This window comes from Roseivirga sp. 4D4 (genome assembly GCF_001747095.1).
Classification (GTDB): Bacteria; Bacteroidota; Bacteroidia; order Cytophagales; family Cyclobacteriaceae; genus Roseivirga.
This window is the reverse complement of record NZ_MDGP01000001.1, coordinates 1355958-1376936: the sequence shown is the minus strand read 5'-3', so window position 1 is coordinate 1376936 and position 20979 is coordinate 1355958. Positions and strand designations below refer to the sequence as shown.

Below are 20979 nucleotides of genomic sequence, written 5' to 3'. Positions count from 1 at the left end.
ATATAAAAGCCCGACATTTGGTTGGGCTTTTATATTATTTGACTCGGCTGTTAATCAACAAAATAAACACAAGTCCAAGTATCCACATTCCAGACAGCTTGACTATTGGGTGCTACTTTGGTAGACCAGAAGGTTTTCACGTCACTTAAGAAATCCATTTCAGTAGATTTATTTCCAGACCTCACCCTTCTTATCGCACCCCAAAGGTATGTTTGAGTATATGCAGTATTTTTCCAGTGCTCAAGTCCGTTAAGGTTGTTCCTATGGTCCATTTCACGTACGTGATCAGCCGCATCACTACAGATTTGCTCTTCTCTGAAATATAGAAAAGCCCAAGTCTTATCGTAAACATTTTGAATGTTACCTTGAAATAGTCCCTTTGCATAATAATAACCTAACAGCCAAGAACCAGCTAAGTGTCTCATGACATCTTCTCTGTCATCTGAACCGGTTCCAGGCCACCGTTGCTTTGATATCGACTTTGCCTCAGATTTAGCACGTCTTGCAGCATTAGCTAAGGCCCATCTAGAGGCTAAATAAGCGAATTCACAAATAGATAGACCATTAGTTAAGGAACCGTCATAGCTGGAAGATGACTTCAAGTCAGTTATCTCTTTTTCTGAGTTTTTATTGGGGTTAGAATATATGCCTGGACTTCCAGGTCCTTCATTTATTGTCCCAACTTCATCCAGCCTTTGAGTAACATTGTACTGAACAACGTCATTATAGTAGTCTCCAATGATTTCCCAGTTTGCCTCAATTTGTTGCAATGTATTTATTGTTGGGAAGTCCTGATAAATCTTAGCTGTTATTTGAGTATCTGACCATGTGTCATTAGGTACGAATACTTCTTCTTCTTGAGCAATGTCTGATAGGTCTTCTAAAGAATAAGTGACGGATTGCCCATTAGATGTTCGTATTTGTGCATCATTTATGATCGACTGAGTCTGCTCATTAATGATTGTACTGAAATTGGCATTCGTAATTACATCTGCAGGAACAGAGTAGGTGTGGTTTACTTTTAGTCCCTTGTAATAGATTACCTGACTTTGGGTATCTATATCGTCTTCGCAGGAGTAGGTGAAAATAAGCGCTACTAACAAGGCCAAGCTCAGAATGCGTGTTTTTGTTTTTCTCATCATATTATAAATATATTTTTAATTATTTGTGCTGGTAATATTGAATATATTTTTAATAATTAAAAATATAAACAAATTAATTTAAAATTTGTTGCTATAGATATGGGAAGCATCTATTGACAAGACGAGTATGTGCTAGCAAATCGAGGGATTAATCACAATAGCCTCAAATGAAAAACTAAAAAGTCACTGGCATTTATGCTGATAGATTATCTGGGTTTTTCAGAGACAGGTTACTGTGTATCGTGCATAGCCATCAATGCTATTTCCTTTTGGAATTGGACCTTGTTTATGGAAGTGAGAAGGGCCTCTCGGTTTGACAAGAAACAACTGCTTACCGAATGTTTGTGGAAAGTCGGCCCACTTAGATAGGACTTTGACAGTTTAGGTTCTTACAATCTATTGCCTGATCTCTGATAGCTTATTTGTCAACCAGTCCAGTGCAGTTTGCGCATCAAAAGACAGTGTATTATTTAAAAGGTTGTCATTTTCATAGGGATCATCATCAAGGAAATACAATTCCTGGCTTCTATCTGTATTTACAATGAGTTTGTAGTTGGCATTCCTTATGCACCATTCGTCTTCGGTGCCATCATTGTATTCTGCATAGGTAAACTCCCTAAAATCGTTTTGAGGATTACTTAAAAGAGGAGAGATGTCTTTGCCGTCATTGATCTCACTCACGTTAACTCCTGTGAGGGACGCAATTGTAGCGAATAGGTCAGTCGAATTGATAAGATTACTGTCTGTGCCCGTCCTCATTACACCTTTTCCACTGACAATCATGGGGGTATTGATACCGCCCTGATACATCGTGCCCTTGGCTTTTCTTCTGCCATAAGGAGCTTGAGATACCAGACCAGGAGTGCCATTATCACCAATAAAGATAATCACGGTGTTTTCCCGCTCAGTTTGATCCATGCTGGATAGGAGTCTACCAATTTGAAAATCCATCGCTTCGATACTTGCTATATAATAGGGCATTGGATTAGCATCAATTGATGCCTGATCCATGGCCAAAGTACCTTGGGAATGCATTCCTGATGGAGGAGCATGAAAGGGCGTATGTGGAGCATTGTACGCTAGCCATAAAAACCAAGGTTTGGTTTGCTGACTAAGCCAATCGATGGCCATTGTAGTAAACTGAGTAGTGATATACTCTGTTTGCACAGTGACATTACCATCTTCTGTAAGGTTCCAGTTATAATAGTCACTCACTGCTCCTGAATAGAGTCCGGCATAATGATCTATGCCCATATCCTCAGGATTGAGGGAAAACATATTACCCGACAAGTGCCACTTACCGATAATGGCAGTAGCATAGTCGTTCGACTGGTTAATATAGGTTTGCAGGGAGGTCTCGTTGACTGAAATCTCATCACCTTGCGAGCGCACCCCTGTACGTATGCCGTATTTCCCGGTAAGAATGGTGGAACGAGTAGGAGAGCATACTGAATTGGTCCACAGATTATTAAAAATCAAACCACTACTCGCCAGCGCATCAATATTCGGTGTATTGGCCTTGACTGATCCTTCGCTATAACCGTTGAGTGCATCCAGGCCTAAATCATCGGCAATGATCAAAAGAATATTTTTCTGATCATCTGGGGCTGGGCCATCTGTATTATCATCTGATGTGGAGCAGCTAAAAAGAATAACCAAAAGAAGTAGGCAGCTTAAAAAGTGTTTAGGCATGTAGAATTTTGAATTTGGACATGGGCAAGTTTGAAAGGTTTAATCTATCCGATTTAGATTCTGGAGGTGTTTTAAGTTATGAAGGAATTTGTATTTTTAGTTGTCACGCACAATGAACATTAAAATGTCTAAACCTGGATTAAGTACAGTTACGCTAGATACTTCGGAATTGATCAAGGGCCTTGAGGCACTTGCATTCCCGCGTTCTCGATGGAGTCTCAAAGATGGGACTAACATGTATTCTGCATTGAGGCTAAGTTATCACTTAATGACTAGGGACTCCGTTTATTATGATGGAAAGGTACGCAGTGAAAATCAGGAGAGGATAGATGCGGCTTTCGATGAAATCAAAAAAAAGTCGAATACAGATCTTATCGAAGGTCTTCAAGGGCGGATTCTCCCGAAGTCTTTTGAGAAGGAAGAAGAGAAGGCCTTTGCCCGTCAAGCTATAAAAGATGCTATCCGATACTTTCAAGATGGTCATTCTCATGGATTATTAAAGCGGTTTAATGATTTCCAATTTGGTTCAGGTCTTGAAGGAATTGATCAATATTTACTTGCACCGATTCGAGGAGGTTACTCCTCTAAGCAGTTGCTAGACAATATTTTCGAACAACGCCAAATAACAGGTAGGCGTTTTTATGTGTCGATATTTGAAAGTGAGGGATTACTTGACAGCTTGAAAAATTGGATCAGGAATAATGCAGTAGCTGCGGATGACTTTAACCTCCTTTTTACCTTGTTTAGGACAAAACTGGCGGAAACTAAGTGTATAAATCTTTGGCAAAAAGATGAAGATGGAGAATATTTCTATGAGCCCGACTATTTCCGAGGTGCGCTTCTGAAGAGCATTCCTATGCAGAACGAGGGACGCGTCAATTATGCGAAGGTATTAGATGAGGCGATGCATAAGGTTTGGTTATCGAAGAATAATTTTGTTCTTAAGAGCGAAGATATTGAGGTGCCATCTATTTTAAACCTCCCCTTGAATGAAGACAATAGGGTCGGTTTTTTGGAAGCAGTGCTTGACTTTAGCCGGTCTGAGTTTCGTAAGCAATATGAGGCTGCTAAGGAATTAATATCCAGAACAAAAATTCAGAACATGGAAGAAACTCAGAAAAACCTGGAGGTGGCATTACGCAGTGCCAATGGAAAAAGTAAGGTGCTGACGGACTCCGGTAATTGGGTCTTCTTGTCTGAAGGTCAAGACCTAGCTAAATTTCTAATGTCAACCACAAAAGAGCTCGGAGAGGACCTAGCGACTGAGGGTTCGGTCACAGGGTTGTTAGGCGCAATCACACGATTAACTGTAAAACTAAGAGGCAACGGAATTAGAGCTGGTACTCGGATTTATAAATCATTTGGTGATGATATTGTGAGCATGTCCAGTGAGGACAGGAACATTAAGCTTTATGAGATATTCTCATAAAGCCTACTAAGTCTCTGCGACAGCCTTAATGTCCTCCAAATCCTTCTTCAATGCCTTGACGGTTGCATTTTTGAACATCCAACCCATCACTGCCGACATGAACTTAGCCCCGAAGGTTACTGGTGTCCCGTTAAAACTCATGTTCAGTGTTGAACCCTTCTCATTTTCCTCTATCCAGAGTTTGGAAATATAAATGGCACCATGGCTTTCGGCTCGTGTTTGATAATATTCGTTTTCGGTAGCCTCCGTAATCCACATGATCTCAGTGGCCTGTTTGCCAAACATGGTTCGGGTTTCCTTCCATTTAAGACCAACCATTCCATCAGTGGGTTGCTCCAATACTTCTATGGATTGGATGGCCTCAATATTGTCCTTGGCATTCTCAATATCACTGATCACGGACCATACCTTTTCTTTACTTGCATTGATTTGAATATCTGTCTTGAATTCCATGGTTATACTTTCTTATAATGATGATGAACGATTTGATTCCAGCCTTTCTTAGTCTTTGATTGGACTACCCAGTAGTAGCCTCCTTCTTCGTCAGGCCAATATACTTGGCGGGCAATTCCAGCTGGCATGTTAGCCACAAAGGCAACAGCTTCAGGATGAACATCTGTTGCCTCAGTTAATTCGCCCTGGGCTTGTTTGCCATCCGATTGGAATGACCAAAAACAGACTTTCTTATCTGAGTTTACGCCAAAAAGCGTGAGGTCTTCATATACTTTGTTACCAAGGTCCCAGTCTGCTTTGAGTTGAATGTATTTGCCATCAAGGGTTTTTGAAAAGCTGCGATCGCATCGACAGTTCATCCTGTCAGGGCTATTTTCGTTGGCGACCCAGTTGCCCATTAGAGGCTCGAATATCCCGAGCTTGCCTCTTCCTTTTTTCCAGTGTTTGCTAGACATAGTTTTTAATTTGTTGGTCGAATGTCTGGAAACAAGGAAAAATGACACTCATACTTTAGTCTGAAATTGATAGTTTATTACTGTATTTTTCCGGAATCATCATTTCGTAAGCCTTTTCCGTATCGTCTGTTGGGAACTTGCATGTTTTATTTTGGCACACGTAGATCACAGTTCTACCATCCTGCAACTTGTAAGCGAGTAGGGGAATACTACCTTCGGAATTACCTCCCAAGAAGATGACATCGGGCCGGAAGCCTATGTCAAGTTGATTGCGCATGGATAGAGCTTCTTCGCCTAAGATGGCGACTTCGAATGGCGGGTTTGAATCTCTGAGGCGAGCCTGAATCCAGGAGCCAGCAAAAGCCAAAGCACCATTTATCTCATTTTGCCCTTCTGCTAGCATATTCTTGGCTTTATCTTTCCAATTGCTCCGGCTATCATAATAGAATTCTGAGAGCATTAACAAGTTGTTAGCAGCTTGGGCATTTCCTGAGGGTAGATCGGTATCTAAGACGGGAACGCTTTGCATGAATAGTCTGGTACTTTCAGCACTCTGGGTTAGCAAGGACTGTCCTTCCACTTCAAAAGCTTGTAGCATACCTTCAGAAAGAGTTTCCGCAGTCTTCAGCCAAGGCTCTTCAAAGCTTACTTGGTAGAGTTGGATCAACGCACCAGCCATTAGTGAATAATCTTCAAGAAAGCCGGCCTGGCTTATGTCTTCTGTTCTTGAAACCTGGGATTGTTCCTTAAGGGTATGATTGTCTATTAAGTAGCTACCTAATTCTTTAGCATAGTCCAGGTAAGTCTGATCAAAGGAAGCACGATATAGCTCAACGAAGCCTTCGAGTGCTAGTGCGTTCCATCCAGTGATGATCTTCTCATCTTTAGGTGGAGCTTGTCGCCTTGACCTTTTGCTGAGTAAACTTTCCTTGAATGGACCATCTATAGCCTCTAGATAATTTTCTTTTGACGTGCCAAGGGCAAAAAGCACATTCTGACCATTTTCCCAATTTCCTGTCTGACTTATGTTGAAGAGGTTCATCACTTGGCCGGATTGGTCTATTGCCTCAATTTCGGCTAAGGTCCAGGTATAATAACCTCCTTCAACCTCATCGCTTACTGCATTGATAGAGGAGAAGAATCCACCTTCAGTACTCTTGAATTCATTGATCAGACATTGAGCCGTTTGTTCTGCGATATACAAATAGAAGGGGTCATTGAACTTCCGGTAGGCTTTGGCATAAATGCCCATGAGTTGAGCATTATCGTAAAGCATTTTCTCGAAGTGAGGTATTTTCCATTCACTGTCTGTCGAATAGCGTGTAAATCCACCACCTAGATGGTCGAACATGCCACCGAGTGCCATATTATCGAGTGTCTTCTTCAAGAATTCATCAAGATTTTGACTTGGTCGATAATAGGTAAAATCAAGCAGTGCTGATAGATAAGGAGAGTTCGGGAATTTCTGAGCACCATTGATTCCCCCATTGGCTGTGTCACTCTGGCTTAACCATACTTGTTCAATTTCAGAGAGTTCAAGATCGAATGCCTGATCTTCAATTGCTCGCTTCTGGCTTAAGGTATTAGCCAGGGCTTCAGCCTGCGCCAGAATTTCTTCAGGGTTGTCTTGGTACAGATAGCTTGCGCGTTGAACGATGGCCTGCCAATCGCTATTCTCGAAATAGGTGCCTGCAAAAAGAGGCGTACCGTCAGCAGTGGCAATGATATTCATCGGCCAGCCTGAAGTGCCAGTCATTTTTTTGGAAGCTTCGGCATATACCTGATCAATATCGGGTCGTTCCTCACGATCCACCTTGATGGAAACAAAATTATCGTTCATGAGGCGAGCCACCGTGGTGTCCATAAACGTTTCTTTTTCCATTACCTGACACCAATGACAGGCATAATAGCCAATGCTAATGATCAATAGTTTTTCTTCCGCTTTCGCCTTTTCAAAAGCTTCGTCCCCCCAAGGGTACCAATCTACTGGGTTGGAGGCATGTTGAAGGAGGTATTGACTGCTTTCTGATTGTAGACGGTTAAGTTTTTGGTTTTCTTTCCTTGAAGTGTTACAACTTACGGATAATAGAATAATTCCAAGAGATGTCAATAAATTGATAAAAACCTTAAAAACCGTTTTTTTACCGCCCAAAGCGGATTTTAGGGGTGAATAGTCTATATTCGAATCTTTACTGGGCATATATGGTGATGAAAGGTGTAATGTTACGAGAATGCAATACGAATTGCAAACCGCTTTTTTTTACTTTTTCTGTGATTTTGGCGCTAGCCATTCTATCGGCTTGTAGCTCGAACAATGAGAAGAGCAACCTAGACTCTGAGGCTAAAACACCTATAGAAGACCCAATTTTCAAGGAGATTTCCTTCACACAATCTGGCATCAACTTTCTTAATACCATTCGGGAAGATGAAACCCACAACTTCTTTAATTATAACTACATCTACAATGGCTCTGGTCTGGCGATTGGCGATTTCAATAATGATGATCTTAACGACATTTACTTCGTTTCGAACCAGGCGAGGAATAGACTATTCCTTAATAAAGGGGAATTAAAATTTCAGAATATTACCGATTCAGCTGGTGTACATGCACAGGGAGGGTGGAAAAATGGTGTGACTGTGGTCGATATCAATCAGGACGGTTTCGATGACATCTATCTATCAAAATCCGGCAGGTATGAGGATGCCAATGAAAGGGCTAATTACCTCTATATTAACAATGGTGATATGACCTTTACCGAAAGTGCAGCAGCATATGGTCTGGCAGACAAGGGTTACGGTATTCAGGCTTATTTCTTTGATTATGATCGGGATGGAGATTTAGATCTCTACCAAATGAACCATCGTATTGATTTCAATAATAAGAATACGATCATGTTCCTGCGTAATGAGAAACCAAAGGACTATGATCCATATTCAAGAGACAGGCTCTACGAGAATAGAGGAGGTCGTTTTGTGGATGTTTCAGATAAGTCTGGCATAGTGAATAGCGCCTGGGGCCTAAGTGCTGTTATGGGTGATTTCAATGAGGATGGTTGGGATGATATCTATGTAGCTAATGATTATCTCTCACCTGATTTCCTTTATATCAACAACCAAGACGGGACTTTTACAGAATCCATTCAGGATTATTTTCAGCATATGTCATTCTTTAGCATGGGAAGTGACTGGGCTGATATTGACAATAATGGTCATTTTGATTTAGTGACGCTTGATATGGCCCCAGAAGATCATGTAAGGTCAAAGCGCCTTATGGCAAGCATGAGCAATGAGTTTTTCAGAACTATGGTGGATGAAGGTCTACAGCACCAGTACATGATCAATACGCTACAGTACAACCACGGTGACGGGAATTTCAGCGAGGTTTCTCAAGTATCTGGTATTGATAAGACCGATTGGAGCTGGACAGCACTCTTTGGAGATTATAATGCGGATGGGCTTAAAGACTTGTTTGTAACCAACGGTATTCGAAAGGACATCACGGATAATGATGCAGTAACGGCTACCGATAGTCTTTATGCCTTGGGTCAGCGCGTTGCACTGGGACAGGTGCTTAAGCTACTGCCTAGCGAAAAACTACAGAACCCCATTTATAAGAATGTAGATGGACTGAGATTCAAAAGGAGTAATCTGAATTGGGGACTAAAAAGAGCCTATAATTCCAATGGAGCAGTTTATTCGGACCTTGATAATGATGGTGACTTGGAGATCATAACCAATAACATGGATTTGATGTGTACTCTCAATCAAAACCTAACGGTTGAAAAGAAAGGTAAGAGACTTCGAAAGTTTGAAGTGATAGGTCCAGAGGGCAATCGGGAAGGTTTTGGAACAACACTCAAGATCAGAACTACTGATAACAAGGTAATACTTGAAAAGGTGAGAGGCAGCAGAGGTTACCTGTCTAGCTCAGATCGAGCTATATACCTTTCTGAATACATTCAAATCAAAGAAATTGAGGTTTACTGGCCTACTGGTCAACAATCGGTTATTAGCGAGCTATCTCAAATTGCCGATGGCATCATAGACTTTGCAGATGCGGCTTTCACAAATATTGAGACAGAAGAAGTCAAAAGTTACTTCACCGAGGTAGAAACTCCTGTGATTGATTTCAAACATGAGGAGAATCAATTCGATGATTTCATAAAGGAGATTCTGTTGCCCCATAGACAGTCGGAACATGGCCCATTCATCGCCAAAGCTGATGTAGATGGCAATGGATTGGAAGATGTTTATGTGGGAGGTGCCAAAGGGCAGGCAGGAAGCTTGTATACCCAAGGAACTGATGGAAGGTACAGCAAGTCAACTCAGGTAGCTTTTTCTAACGATGCAGATCATGAGGATATGTACTCAACCTTTTTTGATGCCGATGGTGACAATGATTTAGACCTATATGTGGTTAGTGGAAGTGGAGAATTCTATCAGGGCAACGCTAACCTTTTAAGAGATAGACTATATCTGAATGATGGACAAGGCAATTTTACCCGTGCTTCAGATGCTCTTCCAAATGATCAGATGGGAGGGAGCAAAGCACTCACTTCAGATATTGATAAAGATGGAGATCAGGATTTGATTGTACTCAATAGAAACGTTCCAGGGGAGTATCCACAGGGTCCTAGAAGTTTTATTTATGTGAATGAAAGCGGTCGTTTTGTTAATGCGACAAAGAATGTTTCTTCGGACCTCTATGATTCTCCCCAAATGCTAACAGATGGTATTATGGTCGATTTGGACCAGAATGGATTCGAAGATTTGGTGGTAGTCGGAGAGTGGATGAGCCCAAAAATATACCTAAATGATGGAGGCGAATTCGAGGAAGCCGATAATGATTTTGAAAACCTAAAAGGCTGGTGGCATAGTGTTAAGCCCATAGATATCGATAATGATGGAGATATAGACTTTGTGGTGGGTAATATTGGATTGAACAACAAGTTTCACCCAAAACCTGAGTCACCTTTGTATCTGTTCTACAACGACTTTGACGAGAATGGTATTGGTGATATTGTACTATCTAAGAGCAATGGAGAGGAGTTACTTCCTGTCCGAGGCCGCGAGTGTAGTTCTCAGCAAATGCCTTTTATCCTTGAGAAGTTCGATAATTATGAAAAGTTTGCCAACGCAGATTTGACCGCGATTTACTCGGAGGAGAGGCTTGATGCATCCCTCAAACTAGAAGTCAATAATTTTGCCTCAGGCATACTGATCAACAATGGTGACATGAATTTTGAATTCAAGGAATTACCAACCTTGTCTCAATTTGGAGCGGTTCGAGATATTATTTTGAAAGACGTCAATAATGATGGCCTAACCGACTTGATTTGTGCGGGCAATTTCTATGGATCGGAAGTAGAAACCGTGCGTTATGATTCCAATTTTGGTTCTATTGTAATTAACAAAGGCAATAATGAGTTTCAAACCCTTTCACTCAAGGAATCCGGATTGATCTTAAATACAGATGTCAGAGACCTGGAGACTGTAACCATCAACAATGATGAGTATCTCATAGCAACATCGAATAATGATGTGCTAAAGAGTTACAAGTTCACCAAACGTCCCTAACATCTGATTTAACAGTTTATACCTGAACTGTTTTCCATTTACCTTTTCTGAATAACCAGATGGAAACCATGGCAATTAGAATTTCCGCCAGTGTAATCGCTGAGAATACGCCCATAGGCCCCCAATCGAAAGTGATTGCTGCCAAATAGGCAAATGGTAGCTGAAATACCCAGAAGCAGAAAAAGTTGATTATGGTCGGTGTTTTTGTATCTCCTGCACCATTGAAGGACTGGGTAATTACCATTCCATAGGCATAAAAGATATAACCAGCAGCGATTACCTGCAGACTTAGTGCGCCATAATTGACCACATCATCAACATTGCTAAACAAACCGATGATGTACTTCGCGAATATGAGATAGATCACAGAAATCACTGCCATGAAAATGGCATTGTACTTTCCTGTTTTCCAAACTGATATTTCAGCACGATCGGGTTGTTTGGCTCCTAAGTTCTGGCCCACTAGTGTTGCTGCGGCATTACTCATACCCCATGCAGGCATCAATGTAAACATCATCACTCGGATGGAAATCGTATATCCAGCCAGTACATCACTACCGAATTCCGACATGATCCGCATGAGAAAAACCCAACTTGAGGTACCGATTAAGAACTGACCAATTCCACCCAATGAAACTTTGATCAGGTTCCACATCACGGCAAGGTTAATTACGAAATCTCGGATACCAATCTTGATCCTTCCCCAACCAAAGAAGAGAATCATAAACTGACCGACAACGGCCACACCACGCCCAATGGTTGTGGCAATGGCCGCACCTTCCACGCCAAAGGCCGGGATAGGACCCAGACCAAAGATGAATATCGGGTCGAGAATAATGTTGAGTCCATTGGACAACACTAGTGTCCACATGGCCACAGAAGCATCACCAGCACCTCTGAATACAGCATTGATCAGGAAGAGCAACATAATGGTAATATTACCTCCGATCAGTATTCTCGTGTAACCATAGCCTTCTGCAATTAAGCTTTCCTCACCACCCATTAATCCCAAGATTTCTTTCGGGTAAATGATGCCTAGTACACCGATTATCACTGCGATGGTTGCTCCTAGAAATATGGCTTGTACAGCCGCTTTTGCAGCTCCAGCCTTATCTTTTTCACCAATTCGCCTTGCCACTACAGCAGTGGCCGCCATACTTAAGCCAATGGCTACAGCATAGAGCAGGGTGATTACCGACTCTGTTAATCCTACAGTGGCGACCGCATTCACTGATACTTGCGAAACAAATATGATATCCACCAATGCAAAGGTCGATTCCATCAGCATTTCCAGAATCATGGGTATGGAGAGCATGAAGATGGCTTTGCGTATGCTGCCCGTAGTGAAATCTTCTTGTTTACCACCGATGGCCATTTTAAGGTATAGCCAATACCTATGTATAGTATTTTTTGACTGTGTCATTTTTGAAAGTTATGTCGTATAAAAAAGTAAAAGCGGGGGTGCTCGCAAGTTGCTTAGCAACTCACGTTCAATGACAGCTCTGGGATGGCTGTTGATATGAACGTGGATTTTCTCATAACTTCATGATGACGCAAATGAAGTTTAATTATTTAGAATTTCAAAATCCTAATTGGTCTGAGAGGATGTTTTTTAGCTTTTTCATGCCCGATGTCGCATTTTCTGGGATAAAAATAATGTCTGAGCTATAGCTGGGAGGGTTGGGGTCAACCAGATATTTCCTACTCTGGGCCTTTACAAAGTCGATGAGGCTAGCTGCTGGATACACTTGTAGTGATGTGCCCACGATAAGAAATATATCGGCTTCCTGACTGAATCTCACAGCTGGTTCCATCATCGGTACAGCTTCTCCGAACCAAACAATATTGGGTCTCAGCTGACTTCCCTTCTCACAGAGATCGCCAAGCTTCAGTTCCCAATGATCCATCTTGTACACAAGATTTTCATCGAAAGTACTTCGTGATTGAAAAAGCTCGCCATGAAGATGTAATACATTGGAGCTTCCCGCTTTTTCATGAAGATTGTCGACATTCTGCGTAATGATTTGAACATCATAATGACTCTCAAGCTCCGCTAGAATGGTATGCGCCTCATTCGGCTGAGCCGTTTGGGCTTGCTTTCTTCTTTGATTGTAAAACTCTAAGACTAGTTCTGGATTGGAAGACCATCCCTGGGGAGAGGCTACTTGCATAACATCATGCCCCTCCCAAAGCCCATTCGAATCCCTAAATGTCTTCAGCCCGCTCTCTGCACTAATTCCTGCTCCCGTAAGCACTACCAGTTTTTGCATCATTTTTTATGTCTTTAATTGACGCATTACACGTTTATTAGAAGTAAAGCTTCAACCAATGAGGTTTAGGCTGTATTTTGACCCAACAACTGAAAGGCAAAACACGCTTTGACTCCTAAAATCGTAAATAATTTTATTCTTTTCGTGGCGACTGTCTTGCTATGGTCAATTTCTCAACCTGTATTGGGGCAAACAGGAAGTACAGAAGGGAGAGAATTTTACGTAGGGTTTTTGGTAAATGGATCGGGTAACAACGACAACAACATCAGCATTTTTGTAAGCAGTAAAACGAATACTTCTGGTATTGCTCAAATAGCCGGGACTAATTATCGGGTTCCTTTCGATGTAGTTGCAGGAGGAAGAACAGAATTGGCAATACCGTCTGAGTTTAAACCGACAGGACCTGAAATTAGAGAACGTATTGCTGTGAGGATCACTACGGTTGATGAAGTGACCGTTCATGCTTTGAACGAAGACATCGCCTCGGCAGATGCTACTATGGTTTTGCCCATTAATTCATTGGGAGAGAGTTACCTAGTACATACTTATAACAATGACAACTTCCAGGTAGGAGCGACCCAAAATCAGCTTTTGTTGGTAGGCACAGCTGACACTACCATATACGAGGTTAGACCTGTGGTTGACATGTTGGATACGGATGGCACAGTGTCACACCCTGCGAATGTAACGTTTCAAGATACACTGCTGTTGGGAGAGCAGATCGCGTATTATGCCACCCTCAATTTATCGGGAACTACAGTGAATGTCATTAATAATGATCCCGAGGTGTTCTGTAAGCCAATTGCTGTATTCTCTGGTCATATCAGCACACTAGTTGACAATTGTAACTCTGCCGATCACTTATACAACCAAATGTATCCCACAGCAGACTGGGGAAAGGAATATGTTGTGGTACCGTTCGAAACCAGATCACGGGGTGATATTGTTCAAATCCTTGCTGCTGAAGATAATACCAGTATTACCACCACTACAAGCCCAGTGCCGATTACGCTTGACCGTGGGGATCGAACAACCTTGCGTGTAGAGAACCCATTATATATCGAATCCAATAGGCCTATTTCCGTGATGCAACTGACCACCGGAAAGGCTTGCGATGCTGATATTAGAGGAGATAATCTCGCGGACCCTTTCATGATTATTTTGAGTCCGTCTAATCAGATTATTCAAGACGTGGTTTTTCAGGTGATGACGAGTCCAAGAACCCAGAAATACTTTATAAGCATGGTGACGCCCACTCAGAATTTGAGTGTTAATTATGATGGTACAGATATTAGCAGTCAGTTTCTCCCCGTTCCTGGGAATGCTGATTTGTCTTATTTAACCATAGAAACAAATCAAGGACCCAGAAGGCTAATTAGCCCCAATGGAGTGGTCGCTCATGTTTATGGTTTCGGTGATTCTGAATCCTTCGGTTATGCAGTAGGAGGTGATTTGGGAGAGTTCGATGTTGAAATCAGAGATGAACAACTTGGGGTTATCCAAGATGAGATATGCGAGGCTTCTGAGTTGACCTTAACGGTCACTTCAGACATCCAGATTTTAAAAGATGCATACACTTCATTCAGATGGGAAATTAGCGATGGTACCATACTTTTTGGTGACGTGGTGACACATGAATTCACAGAAGATGGTGAATATGTCATCGACATGATCGCTTCCAAAGGGACTAGTCAGTGCAGCAACTTGGTGGTTCGAAGAACAATTAACGTGATTGCCGATGGCGTAGATGGTATTGTGGGACCCGCTTCGGTTTGCCCTGACGCTCAAGATATACAGTACTTTGCCTTAGGAACGTTGCCAGATTACACCTATGAGTGGTTTGTAGATGGGGGAACTATAGACGGTTCTAGTATAGGCAATTTTGTGACCGTGGACTGGGATATCAGCAATCCAAATCCGAGAATGAGGGTTTTGGCTAAGTCGCCCTCGGGCTGTCTTAGCGATACAATAAGCTACAATGTGCTGCTTAGCGAAGCCCTTGAACCTTTAGCACCGACTGGGCCAATTGACCTGTGTTCGGATGATTTCGAAGGCATTTTATATACAACACCATTTGCTACCGGCTCTACCTATACTTGGGAAGCTATTGGAGGATCTATAATTTCAGGGCAGGGCACTAATGAGGTCCTTGTCGACTGGGATGGTCCTGGTCAGCATACGCTTAGGTTTTTTGAAACCACAATCATAAGCAACCAATGCGATGGTGTTTCTCAAGACTTGACAGTTATTGTCTATGAACCGCTGACGATCACGGAAACCGTAATGCCGGTCTCATGCTTTGGAGAAGCAGATGGAAGCATAGAAGTATCCATAAATGGCGGTTTGGGGCCATATACTGCTACTTGGGATGTCGGTGTCACCGGAAATAGCCTTACTGATCGATCGGCTGGGACTTATTGTGTCAACATCACCGATGCTTTGGGTTGTACATTGACTCAGGAAATAGTTATTGGCCAGCCAAATGAACTTGGTGCCACGGTAACACCAATAGATGCGGTTTGCAATGGTGCTAGAGGAGGAGCCATGGTATCTGTAACAGGTGGCACAATGCCTTATTCCTTCAATTGGAGCAATGGAGTGACTACATCAACATGTGATATAAATGGTCTTTCCAAAGGCGATTACAGTGTACAAGTCGTTGATGCCAACAATTGTGAGGTTAACCTAGATTTCAGTATTGCCGAGCCCGCAGCAATAGAAGTTGATTTTGTTGAGAAACAAGCGTGTCCAGATGTTGCAGATGGGGGGCTTACGTTAGAGGTAAGTGGAGGGACAGCACCATATACATTCCTTTGGGCTCAAAACACTTCCACCACTGGTAATGAATTAAACAGTCTTGGTGCAGGGGACTATAATGTCACTGTAATGGATGCTGCGGGTTGTTCATTGTCAGTGACAGGCACTGTCACTAACCTGAAGCCATTAGTTAACTTCCCCACAGCTTTTTCACCGAACAATGATCAGACAAATGACACCTTCGGTGCAGTGTTTAATTGTGTGCTTGACTTTGAAATGGTGATCTACAGTAAATGGGGAGAAGTGGTCTTTAGTACCAACGAAATTACTGGACAATGGGATGGCACTTTTGGCGGTGAACTTGTTCCTCAGGGAGTCTATACCTATCGTGTTCGCTACACGGCTGACTTCAATGGAAATGAGTTTGTAGAAAATGTAAACGGAAGAATTAAAGTAGTCTATTAGCCAATTTTCAACTCTTCCTTGTTTTCTAATAAAACATTGATAATGAATTGAATATGTTCAGTGATGTCAAGTTTTAATAAGTCAACTCCTGCCTGAATCTCGTCTCGTTCTACCTTAGCTGCAAAGCTCTTCTGTTTCAGCTTCTTTTTTACCGATTTCGGTGTCAAACCTACTATACCGTCTGGCCTCACTTGACAACAAGCCACGATAAAGCCAGTCAATTCATCAGAAGCCAATAAAGCTTTGCTCAAGAGCGTGTCATATGGGACATTCCACTTGGTATAATGAGCGGAGATTGCATGTGCTATTTTTTCCTCGCCTTTCTCTCGCATCATGGCTACAATTCGGTTTGGGTGTTCCTCTGGGTAGGCCTCATAATCGGCATCATGAAGCATTCCTGTAATGGCCCATTCTTCGGGATCTTCATTGTAATGCTTGCCATAGGCTTCCATAACTAACTCTACCGTACGTGCATGGCGCAATAAACTTTCACCCTTCGTCATTGACGCTAGGATTTCTCTTGCTTCTTCTCTTGTCATTTGGTTGTAGCGAGATGTTCTTTGAAAAAGGAGGTAACCACCAATTTGAAATCTGGATTCAGTGGTAAATCAGGATTGCTATAGGTAGCAATATTGGCATTTCGTTCTTTTGGGGCATTCTTTAAGACATGATTCATGCCATCTATAATGATCATCCTTGCGTCAGGATTTGCCGCTTTCAAGCGATTTGCATCATCCATAGTGACTTGAATATCAGTAGTGCCATTCACTACCATACTCGGAATACTCAATTTTTTGAACTCCTCTTGTGGATCGTATTTGAGCCATGAGCTTATGAAGGGTTGAATACTTGGACGAAACAGACTAGCGAAATAGGAGGGGATATCACTGACTTTGTTGCCTTTTTTTAGTTCATCCATAATGTTTTTAGCCTCATCTATGATCGCAGGAGGGTTGGCTGGGTTGCTTTTGAGCTGGCCCATGATCGTCTCACCAATACCCAGCGAAGGACCTGCAATAGAAACGAACACAGATGCCGATTTCTCTTGAGCGACTAGCATACCGATCAATGAACCCTGGCTGTGACCAGCGATTCCGACCTTGGTAAAACGCTTTTGGCTTGATAAATAGTCAAACCAAAGGCTTGCATCAGAAACAAAGTCATCAAAGACTAAATTTTGCTCTTGCTTGCCAGCTGATTGGCTCAGCCCCATACCGCGCTTATCAAACCTCAGGCTTGCAATGCCTTGTTCAGCAAGTGCCTCGGCAAGCATTTTCAAAGCATTGTTTTTTCCTGGTGCTCCGATCGAGTTTCCATCTTTATCGGTGGGGCCTGAGCCCTGAATAATCATAACAACAGGAAATTTCTGTCTTTTCTTCCCCTCTGGCAAAATGATTATGCCACCCAGGTTGCCATTTTCAACAGGGAGTATAACCTCTTCTTCCTGATAAGATTGTGCATTGCTTACAGATAATGTAAGGGCAAATATGAGGTAACTGAAGGCAAACTTTTTCATAGCGGATCGTTACTGAAAAATAGTGAAATCAGCCGAAAGCATGAAAAAAATGATGTTTGAATGGCTACTTTTTACGTTTTGCCCGAGGCTTTTTGGCTGGCGTATTCTTCTCTATTAAGGTCTTGGCTTCATCAAGTGTCATTTTGGATACATCAACGTTTTTCCCCAATTCCACTTTAATCTTGCCTTTTAAAACATTATGACGACCCCAGCGGGCTTTTTCAACTCTGATGCCTTCTTCTTCCCAATTGTGAATGACTTTGTCCTTCTCCTTTTGGATTTTGTCTTCAATGAGCTCCACAATATCCGCATCTGACAGATTATCCCAATCATACTTCTTGTTCACGTTGATGAACATATTGTTCCATTTGATAAAGGGACCAAATCTCCCTTTTCCTTTTTGAACAGGCAGGCCATCATGGACATAAATGGGAGCATCAGCAGCTTCTTTTTCCTTAATCAATACAATGGCCTCATCTTCGGTAATACTTAGTGGATCAGCATCTTTTGGAAGTGAAACAAACTTGTCATCAAACTTGATATATGGGCCAAAACGACCTATAGCAGCAATGATTTCTTTGTCTTTGTACTGGCCAACCTCACGCGGAAGCTTAAAGAGCTCAAGGGCCTCGTCCAAAGTAATATTTTCGATAAACTGACCAGCCTTTAAGCTGGCAAACTGTGGCTTGTTTTCCGGATCATCAGGATCGGTCTCACCAATCTGGACCAGAGGTCCAAACTTACCAAGCCGGGCAATTACTGGCTTACCACTTTCGGGATCAATACCCACTTCTCGGCTCGAACCTACATCACTACGGCTAATCTGTTCTGTAGCTTCAACCTTCTCATGGAAACCTCCATAGAAGTTCTTGATCATTTTCTCCCATTCCTGACCACCACCAGCAATATGATCGAATTCCTCTTCGACTTTGGCAGTGAAACTGTAGTCAATCACATTAGGAAAATGCTCCACAAGAAAATCATTTACTACCATCGCGATATTGGTAGGGAAGAGCTTGGCTTTTTCGGCACCCGTAATTTCTGTTTTGCTGGCAGATGATACTTGATCATCTTTCAGCGTTAGTTCTGTATAGTGTCTTTCAACACCCTCGCGATTCTCCTTAACCACATACTCGCGCTTTTGAACAGTAGATATGGTTGGCGCGTAAGTAGAAGGTCTACCGATACCCATTTCCTCAAGTCTCTTTACTAAACTTGCTTCAGTATAGCGTGCAGGAGGCCTGGTGAAGCTTTCTCTGCCAAGAATATGGTCTAATATAAGCCCCTGACCAATGCTGAGTGGTGGAAGCATTCCCTTGGCCTCTTCATTAGGCTCCTCATCATCAGATGATTCAATGTATACTTTTAGGAACCCTTCGAATTTGATGACTTCACCATGGGCAATAAGCTTTTCGCTAGTCGAAGAAATCCCAATGGTTACAGTAGTTCTTTCTAATTGTGCTTCAGCCATTTGTGAAGCGACAGCCCGTTTCCAGATCAAATCGTAAAGTCGCTGCTCATTGTAATCTTTACCAGCACTACGATTAGAAAAATCCGTGGGTCTTATAGCTTCGTGAGCTTCTTGAGCAGACTGCGATTTAGTCTTAAACTTTCTAGTCTTTACAAACTCTTCACCAAATGAAGATTTGATTTGGTTCACAGCACCAGCTATAGCCTCATTCGATAGGTTAAGCGAGTCAGTTCTCATATAAGAGATCTTACCAGCTTCATATAGCTTTTGAGCCACTGTCATGGTTTGTGAAACAGAGAACCCTAGTTTTCTACTGGCTTCTTGTTGCAGGGTAGAAGTAGTGAATGGAGCAGCTGGAGATCGCTTAGCAGGCTTTTTCTCAAGATTCTCAATTGTGTAATCAGCACCGACACAACGTTCCAGAAAACTCTGGGCTTCTTCCTTGGATTCGAATTTCTTAGGAAGTTCGGCTTTCATCTCGCGTCCTTCCACATTAAAGAGCGCACTTATTTTAAAGAAAGACTTTGCTTCAAAGGCATCGACCTCTCTTTCTCTTTCTACGACCATTCTCACCGCCACGGACTGAACCCTTCCAGCCGAAAGACCACGTTTTATCTTTTTCCAGAGCACTGGGGATAGCTCGTAACCTACCAGTCTATCTAAGATTCTTCTTGCTTGCTGTGCATTTACTAAGTCGACATCAATATCTCTCGGGCTAGACATGGCTGCTTGAATCGCAGACTTGGTAATTTCTCTGAATACAATCCGCTTGGTATGGGCGGGGTCTAGTTTTAAAGCCTCTTTTAAATGCCAACTGATGGCTTCTCCTTCACGGTCATCATCACTCGCTAGATAGATGGTATTCGCTGCTTTGGAAAGCTTTTTCAGCTCTTTTATCACCTCCCTCTTGTCAGAGGTGACTTCATAAGTAGGTTTAAAACTATTCTCAATGTCTATAGCTTTATCACCCTTAGGCAAGTCTCTTACATGTCCGTAACTTGATACTACTTTGAAGTCTTTACCGAGATAACCTTCAATTGTTTTCGCCTTGGCGGGGGACTCTACGATGACAAGATTTTTCGACATTCCTTACTTTGTGTTTTTATTCAGAGCGCTCAAAGATGCGCATAAAACTTTCAAAAAAACAAACTAAAACCATTCTGCAGTCGATAGACATATATCAAAAAAGCAAAATTGTCGTTGTTTTGCACATAACTGAAACAACAACACAATGGTTAAAAACTTATTGCTAATTCGTCATGCAGAAGCTGAGTATCCGGATAGTGACAAGCGTGATTTTGAAAGAAAGCTAACAGAAAATGGCAGTAACCAAGCAACAATCTTGGGAGAATATATTCATGGTCTACCTATTAAGCTTGACGCCATCTATATAAGTCCAGCCTTTAGAACATTAATGACAGCCAAGGCCATTGTAGAACAAATGGATTATAGTCCTAGGTTGATGGATGCCGAGGAACTCTACGAAGCCACTCAGAACCTAATGAAGGCTTTTGTGAATAGAGTTGACCCTCTCTTTAGTAATGTGGCTATTGTGGCACACAATCCATCGATAGCACAACTCTTTGCTTACTTAACATTGTCTGTCAGAGATTACTCGCCAGCGACCTGCGCTTGGATTGAGTTAGCTACAGACGATTGGAAGGCAGTCTCTGGTAATATGGGTACTGAGAAGGGGTATTATTACCCTGGAATGTCTGCACAATAAATAATTTTCAGAAGGGTAGTATCAAC

At 42.1% G+C, this 20979-nt stretch carries 14 protein-coding genes; 4 read left to right on the top strand and 10 right to left on the bottom strand.

What is annotated here, in order from left to right; translation table 11 throughout:
* Positions 1 to 50 precede the first annotated feature (50 nt).
* Together BFP97_RS05960 and BFP97_RS05955 are read right to left on the bottom strand one after the other, a co-directional pair.
* On the bottom strand, positions 51 to 1142 hold the full coding sequence (locus BFP97_RS05960) for a hypothetical protein (protein ID WP_069841533.1): 1092 nt from the start codon (positions 1140 to 1142) through the stop codon (positions 51 to 53).
* Between the two features lie 396 nt (positions 1143 to 1538).
* Entirely contained in the window at positions 1539 to 2834 is a 1296-nt protein-coding gene (locus tag BFP97_RS05955; protein ID WP_069841532.1) for a sulfatase-like hydrolase/transferase, read from the bottom strand.
* 124 nt (positions 2835 to 2958) lie between these two features.
* Between BFP97_RS05955 and BFP97_RS05950 the strand changes: the two genes are divergently transcribed.
* Positions 2959 to 4263 (top strand): hypothetical protein, encoded by a 1305-nt coding sequence (locus tag BFP97_RS05950; protein ID WP_139135200.1) that lies wholly within the window; start codon positions 2959 to 2961, stop codon positions 4261 to 4263.
* 6 nt (positions 4264 to 4269) lie between these two features.
* On the opposite strand, the gene BFP97_RS05945 is transcribed toward BFP97_RS05950, so the two are convergent.
* The 3 genes from BFP97_RS05945 to BFP97_RS05935 are packed head-to-tail and all read right to left on the bottom strand — an operon-like array spanning position 4270 to position 7371.
* Complete coding sequence (locus BFP97_RS05945; protein ID WP_069841530.1) at positions 4270 to 4716, bottom strand: SRPBCC family protein; 447 nt, start codon at positions 4714 to 4716, stop codon at positions 4270 to 4272.
* A gap of 2 nt (positions 4717 to 4718) precedes the next feature.
* On the bottom strand, positions 4719 to 5171 hold the full coding sequence (locus tag BFP97_RS05940) for a hypothetical protein (RefSeq protein ID WP_069841529.1): 453 nt from the start codon (positions 5169 to 5171) through the stop codon (positions 4719 to 4721).
* 55 nt (positions 5172 to 5226) lie between these two features.
* Positions 5227 to 7371: a thioredoxin domain-containing protein gene (locus BFP97_RS05935; RefSeq protein ID WP_069841528.1), complete on the bottom strand. Its 2145-nt coding sequence runs from the start codon at positions 7369 to 7371 to the stop codon at positions 5227 to 5229.
* Between the two features lie 71 nt (positions 7372 to 7442).
* Between BFP97_RS05935 and BFP97_RS05930 the strand changes: the two genes are divergently transcribed.
* On the top strand, positions 7443 to 10748 hold the full coding sequence (locus BFP97_RS05930) for a VCBS repeat-containing protein (RefSeq protein WP_170827412.1): 3306 nt from the start codon (positions 7443 to 7445) through the stop codon (positions 10746 to 10748).
* Between the two features lie 16 nt (positions 10749 to 10764).
* Here the strand turns inward: BFP97_RS05930 and BFP97_RS05925 are convergent, their stop codons facing one another.
* Positions 10765 to 12171 (bottom strand): MATE family efflux transporter, encoded by a 1407-nt coding sequence (locus tag BFP97_RS05925; protein WP_069841527.1) that lies wholly within the window; start codon positions 12169 to 12171, stop codon positions 10765 to 10767.
* 157 nt (positions 12172 to 12328) lie between these two features.
* Positions 12329 to 13018: an SIR2 family NAD-dependent protein deacylase gene (locus BFP97_RS05920; RefSeq protein ID WP_069841526.1), complete on the bottom strand. Its 690-nt coding sequence runs from the start codon at positions 13016 to 13018 to the stop codon at positions 12329 to 12331.
* A gap of 108 nt (positions 13019 to 13126) precedes the next feature.
* Here BFP97_RS05920 and BFP97_RS05915 point away from each other — a divergent pair, with 108 nt between their 5' ends.
* Complete coding sequence (locus BFP97_RS05915; RefSeq protein WP_221406591.1) at positions 13127 to 16240, top strand: gliding motility-associated C-terminal domain-containing protein; 3114 nt, start codon at positions 13127 to 13129, stop codon at positions 16238 to 16240.
* Here BFP97_RS05915 and BFP97_RS05910 read toward each other — a convergent pair.
* The 3 genes from BFP97_RS05910 to topA all read right to left on the bottom strand — a co-directional run bounded on the left by BFP97_RS05910 (position 16237) and on the right by topA (position 20313).
* Complete coding sequence (locus BFP97_RS05910; RefSeq protein WP_069841524.1) at positions 16237 to 16779, bottom strand: HD domain-containing protein; 543 nt, start codon at positions 16777 to 16779, stop codon at positions 16237 to 16239. The genes BFP97_RS05915 and BFP97_RS05910 overlap by 4 nt on opposite strands.
* Positions 16776 to 17756, bottom strand: coding sequence for an alpha/beta hydrolase family protein (locus tag BFP97_RS05905; protein WP_069841523.1), 981 nt, complete (start codon positions 17754 to 17756; stop codon positions 16776 to 16778). Before BFP97_RS05905 ends, BFP97_RS05910 begins: the two co-directional genes overlap by 4 nt.
* Positions 17757 to 17820: 64 nt before the next feature.
* Complete coding sequence (gene topA / locus BFP97_RS05900; RefSeq protein ID WP_069841522.1) at positions 17821 to 20313, bottom strand: type I DNA topoisomerase; 2493 nt, start codon at positions 20311 to 20313, stop codon at positions 17821 to 17823.
* A gap of 145 nt (positions 20314 to 20458) precedes the next feature.
* On the opposite strand from topA, the gene BFP97_RS05895 reads away from it, so the two are divergent.
* Positions 20459 to 20953 carry a SixA phosphatase family protein gene (locus BFP97_RS05895; protein ID WP_069841521.1) on the top strand — a complete coding sequence of 165 codons (495 nt, stop codon included), beginning with the start codon at positions 20459 to 20461 and terminating at the stop codon, positions 20951 to 20953.
* Positions 20954 to 20979: the final 26 nt, after the last annotated feature.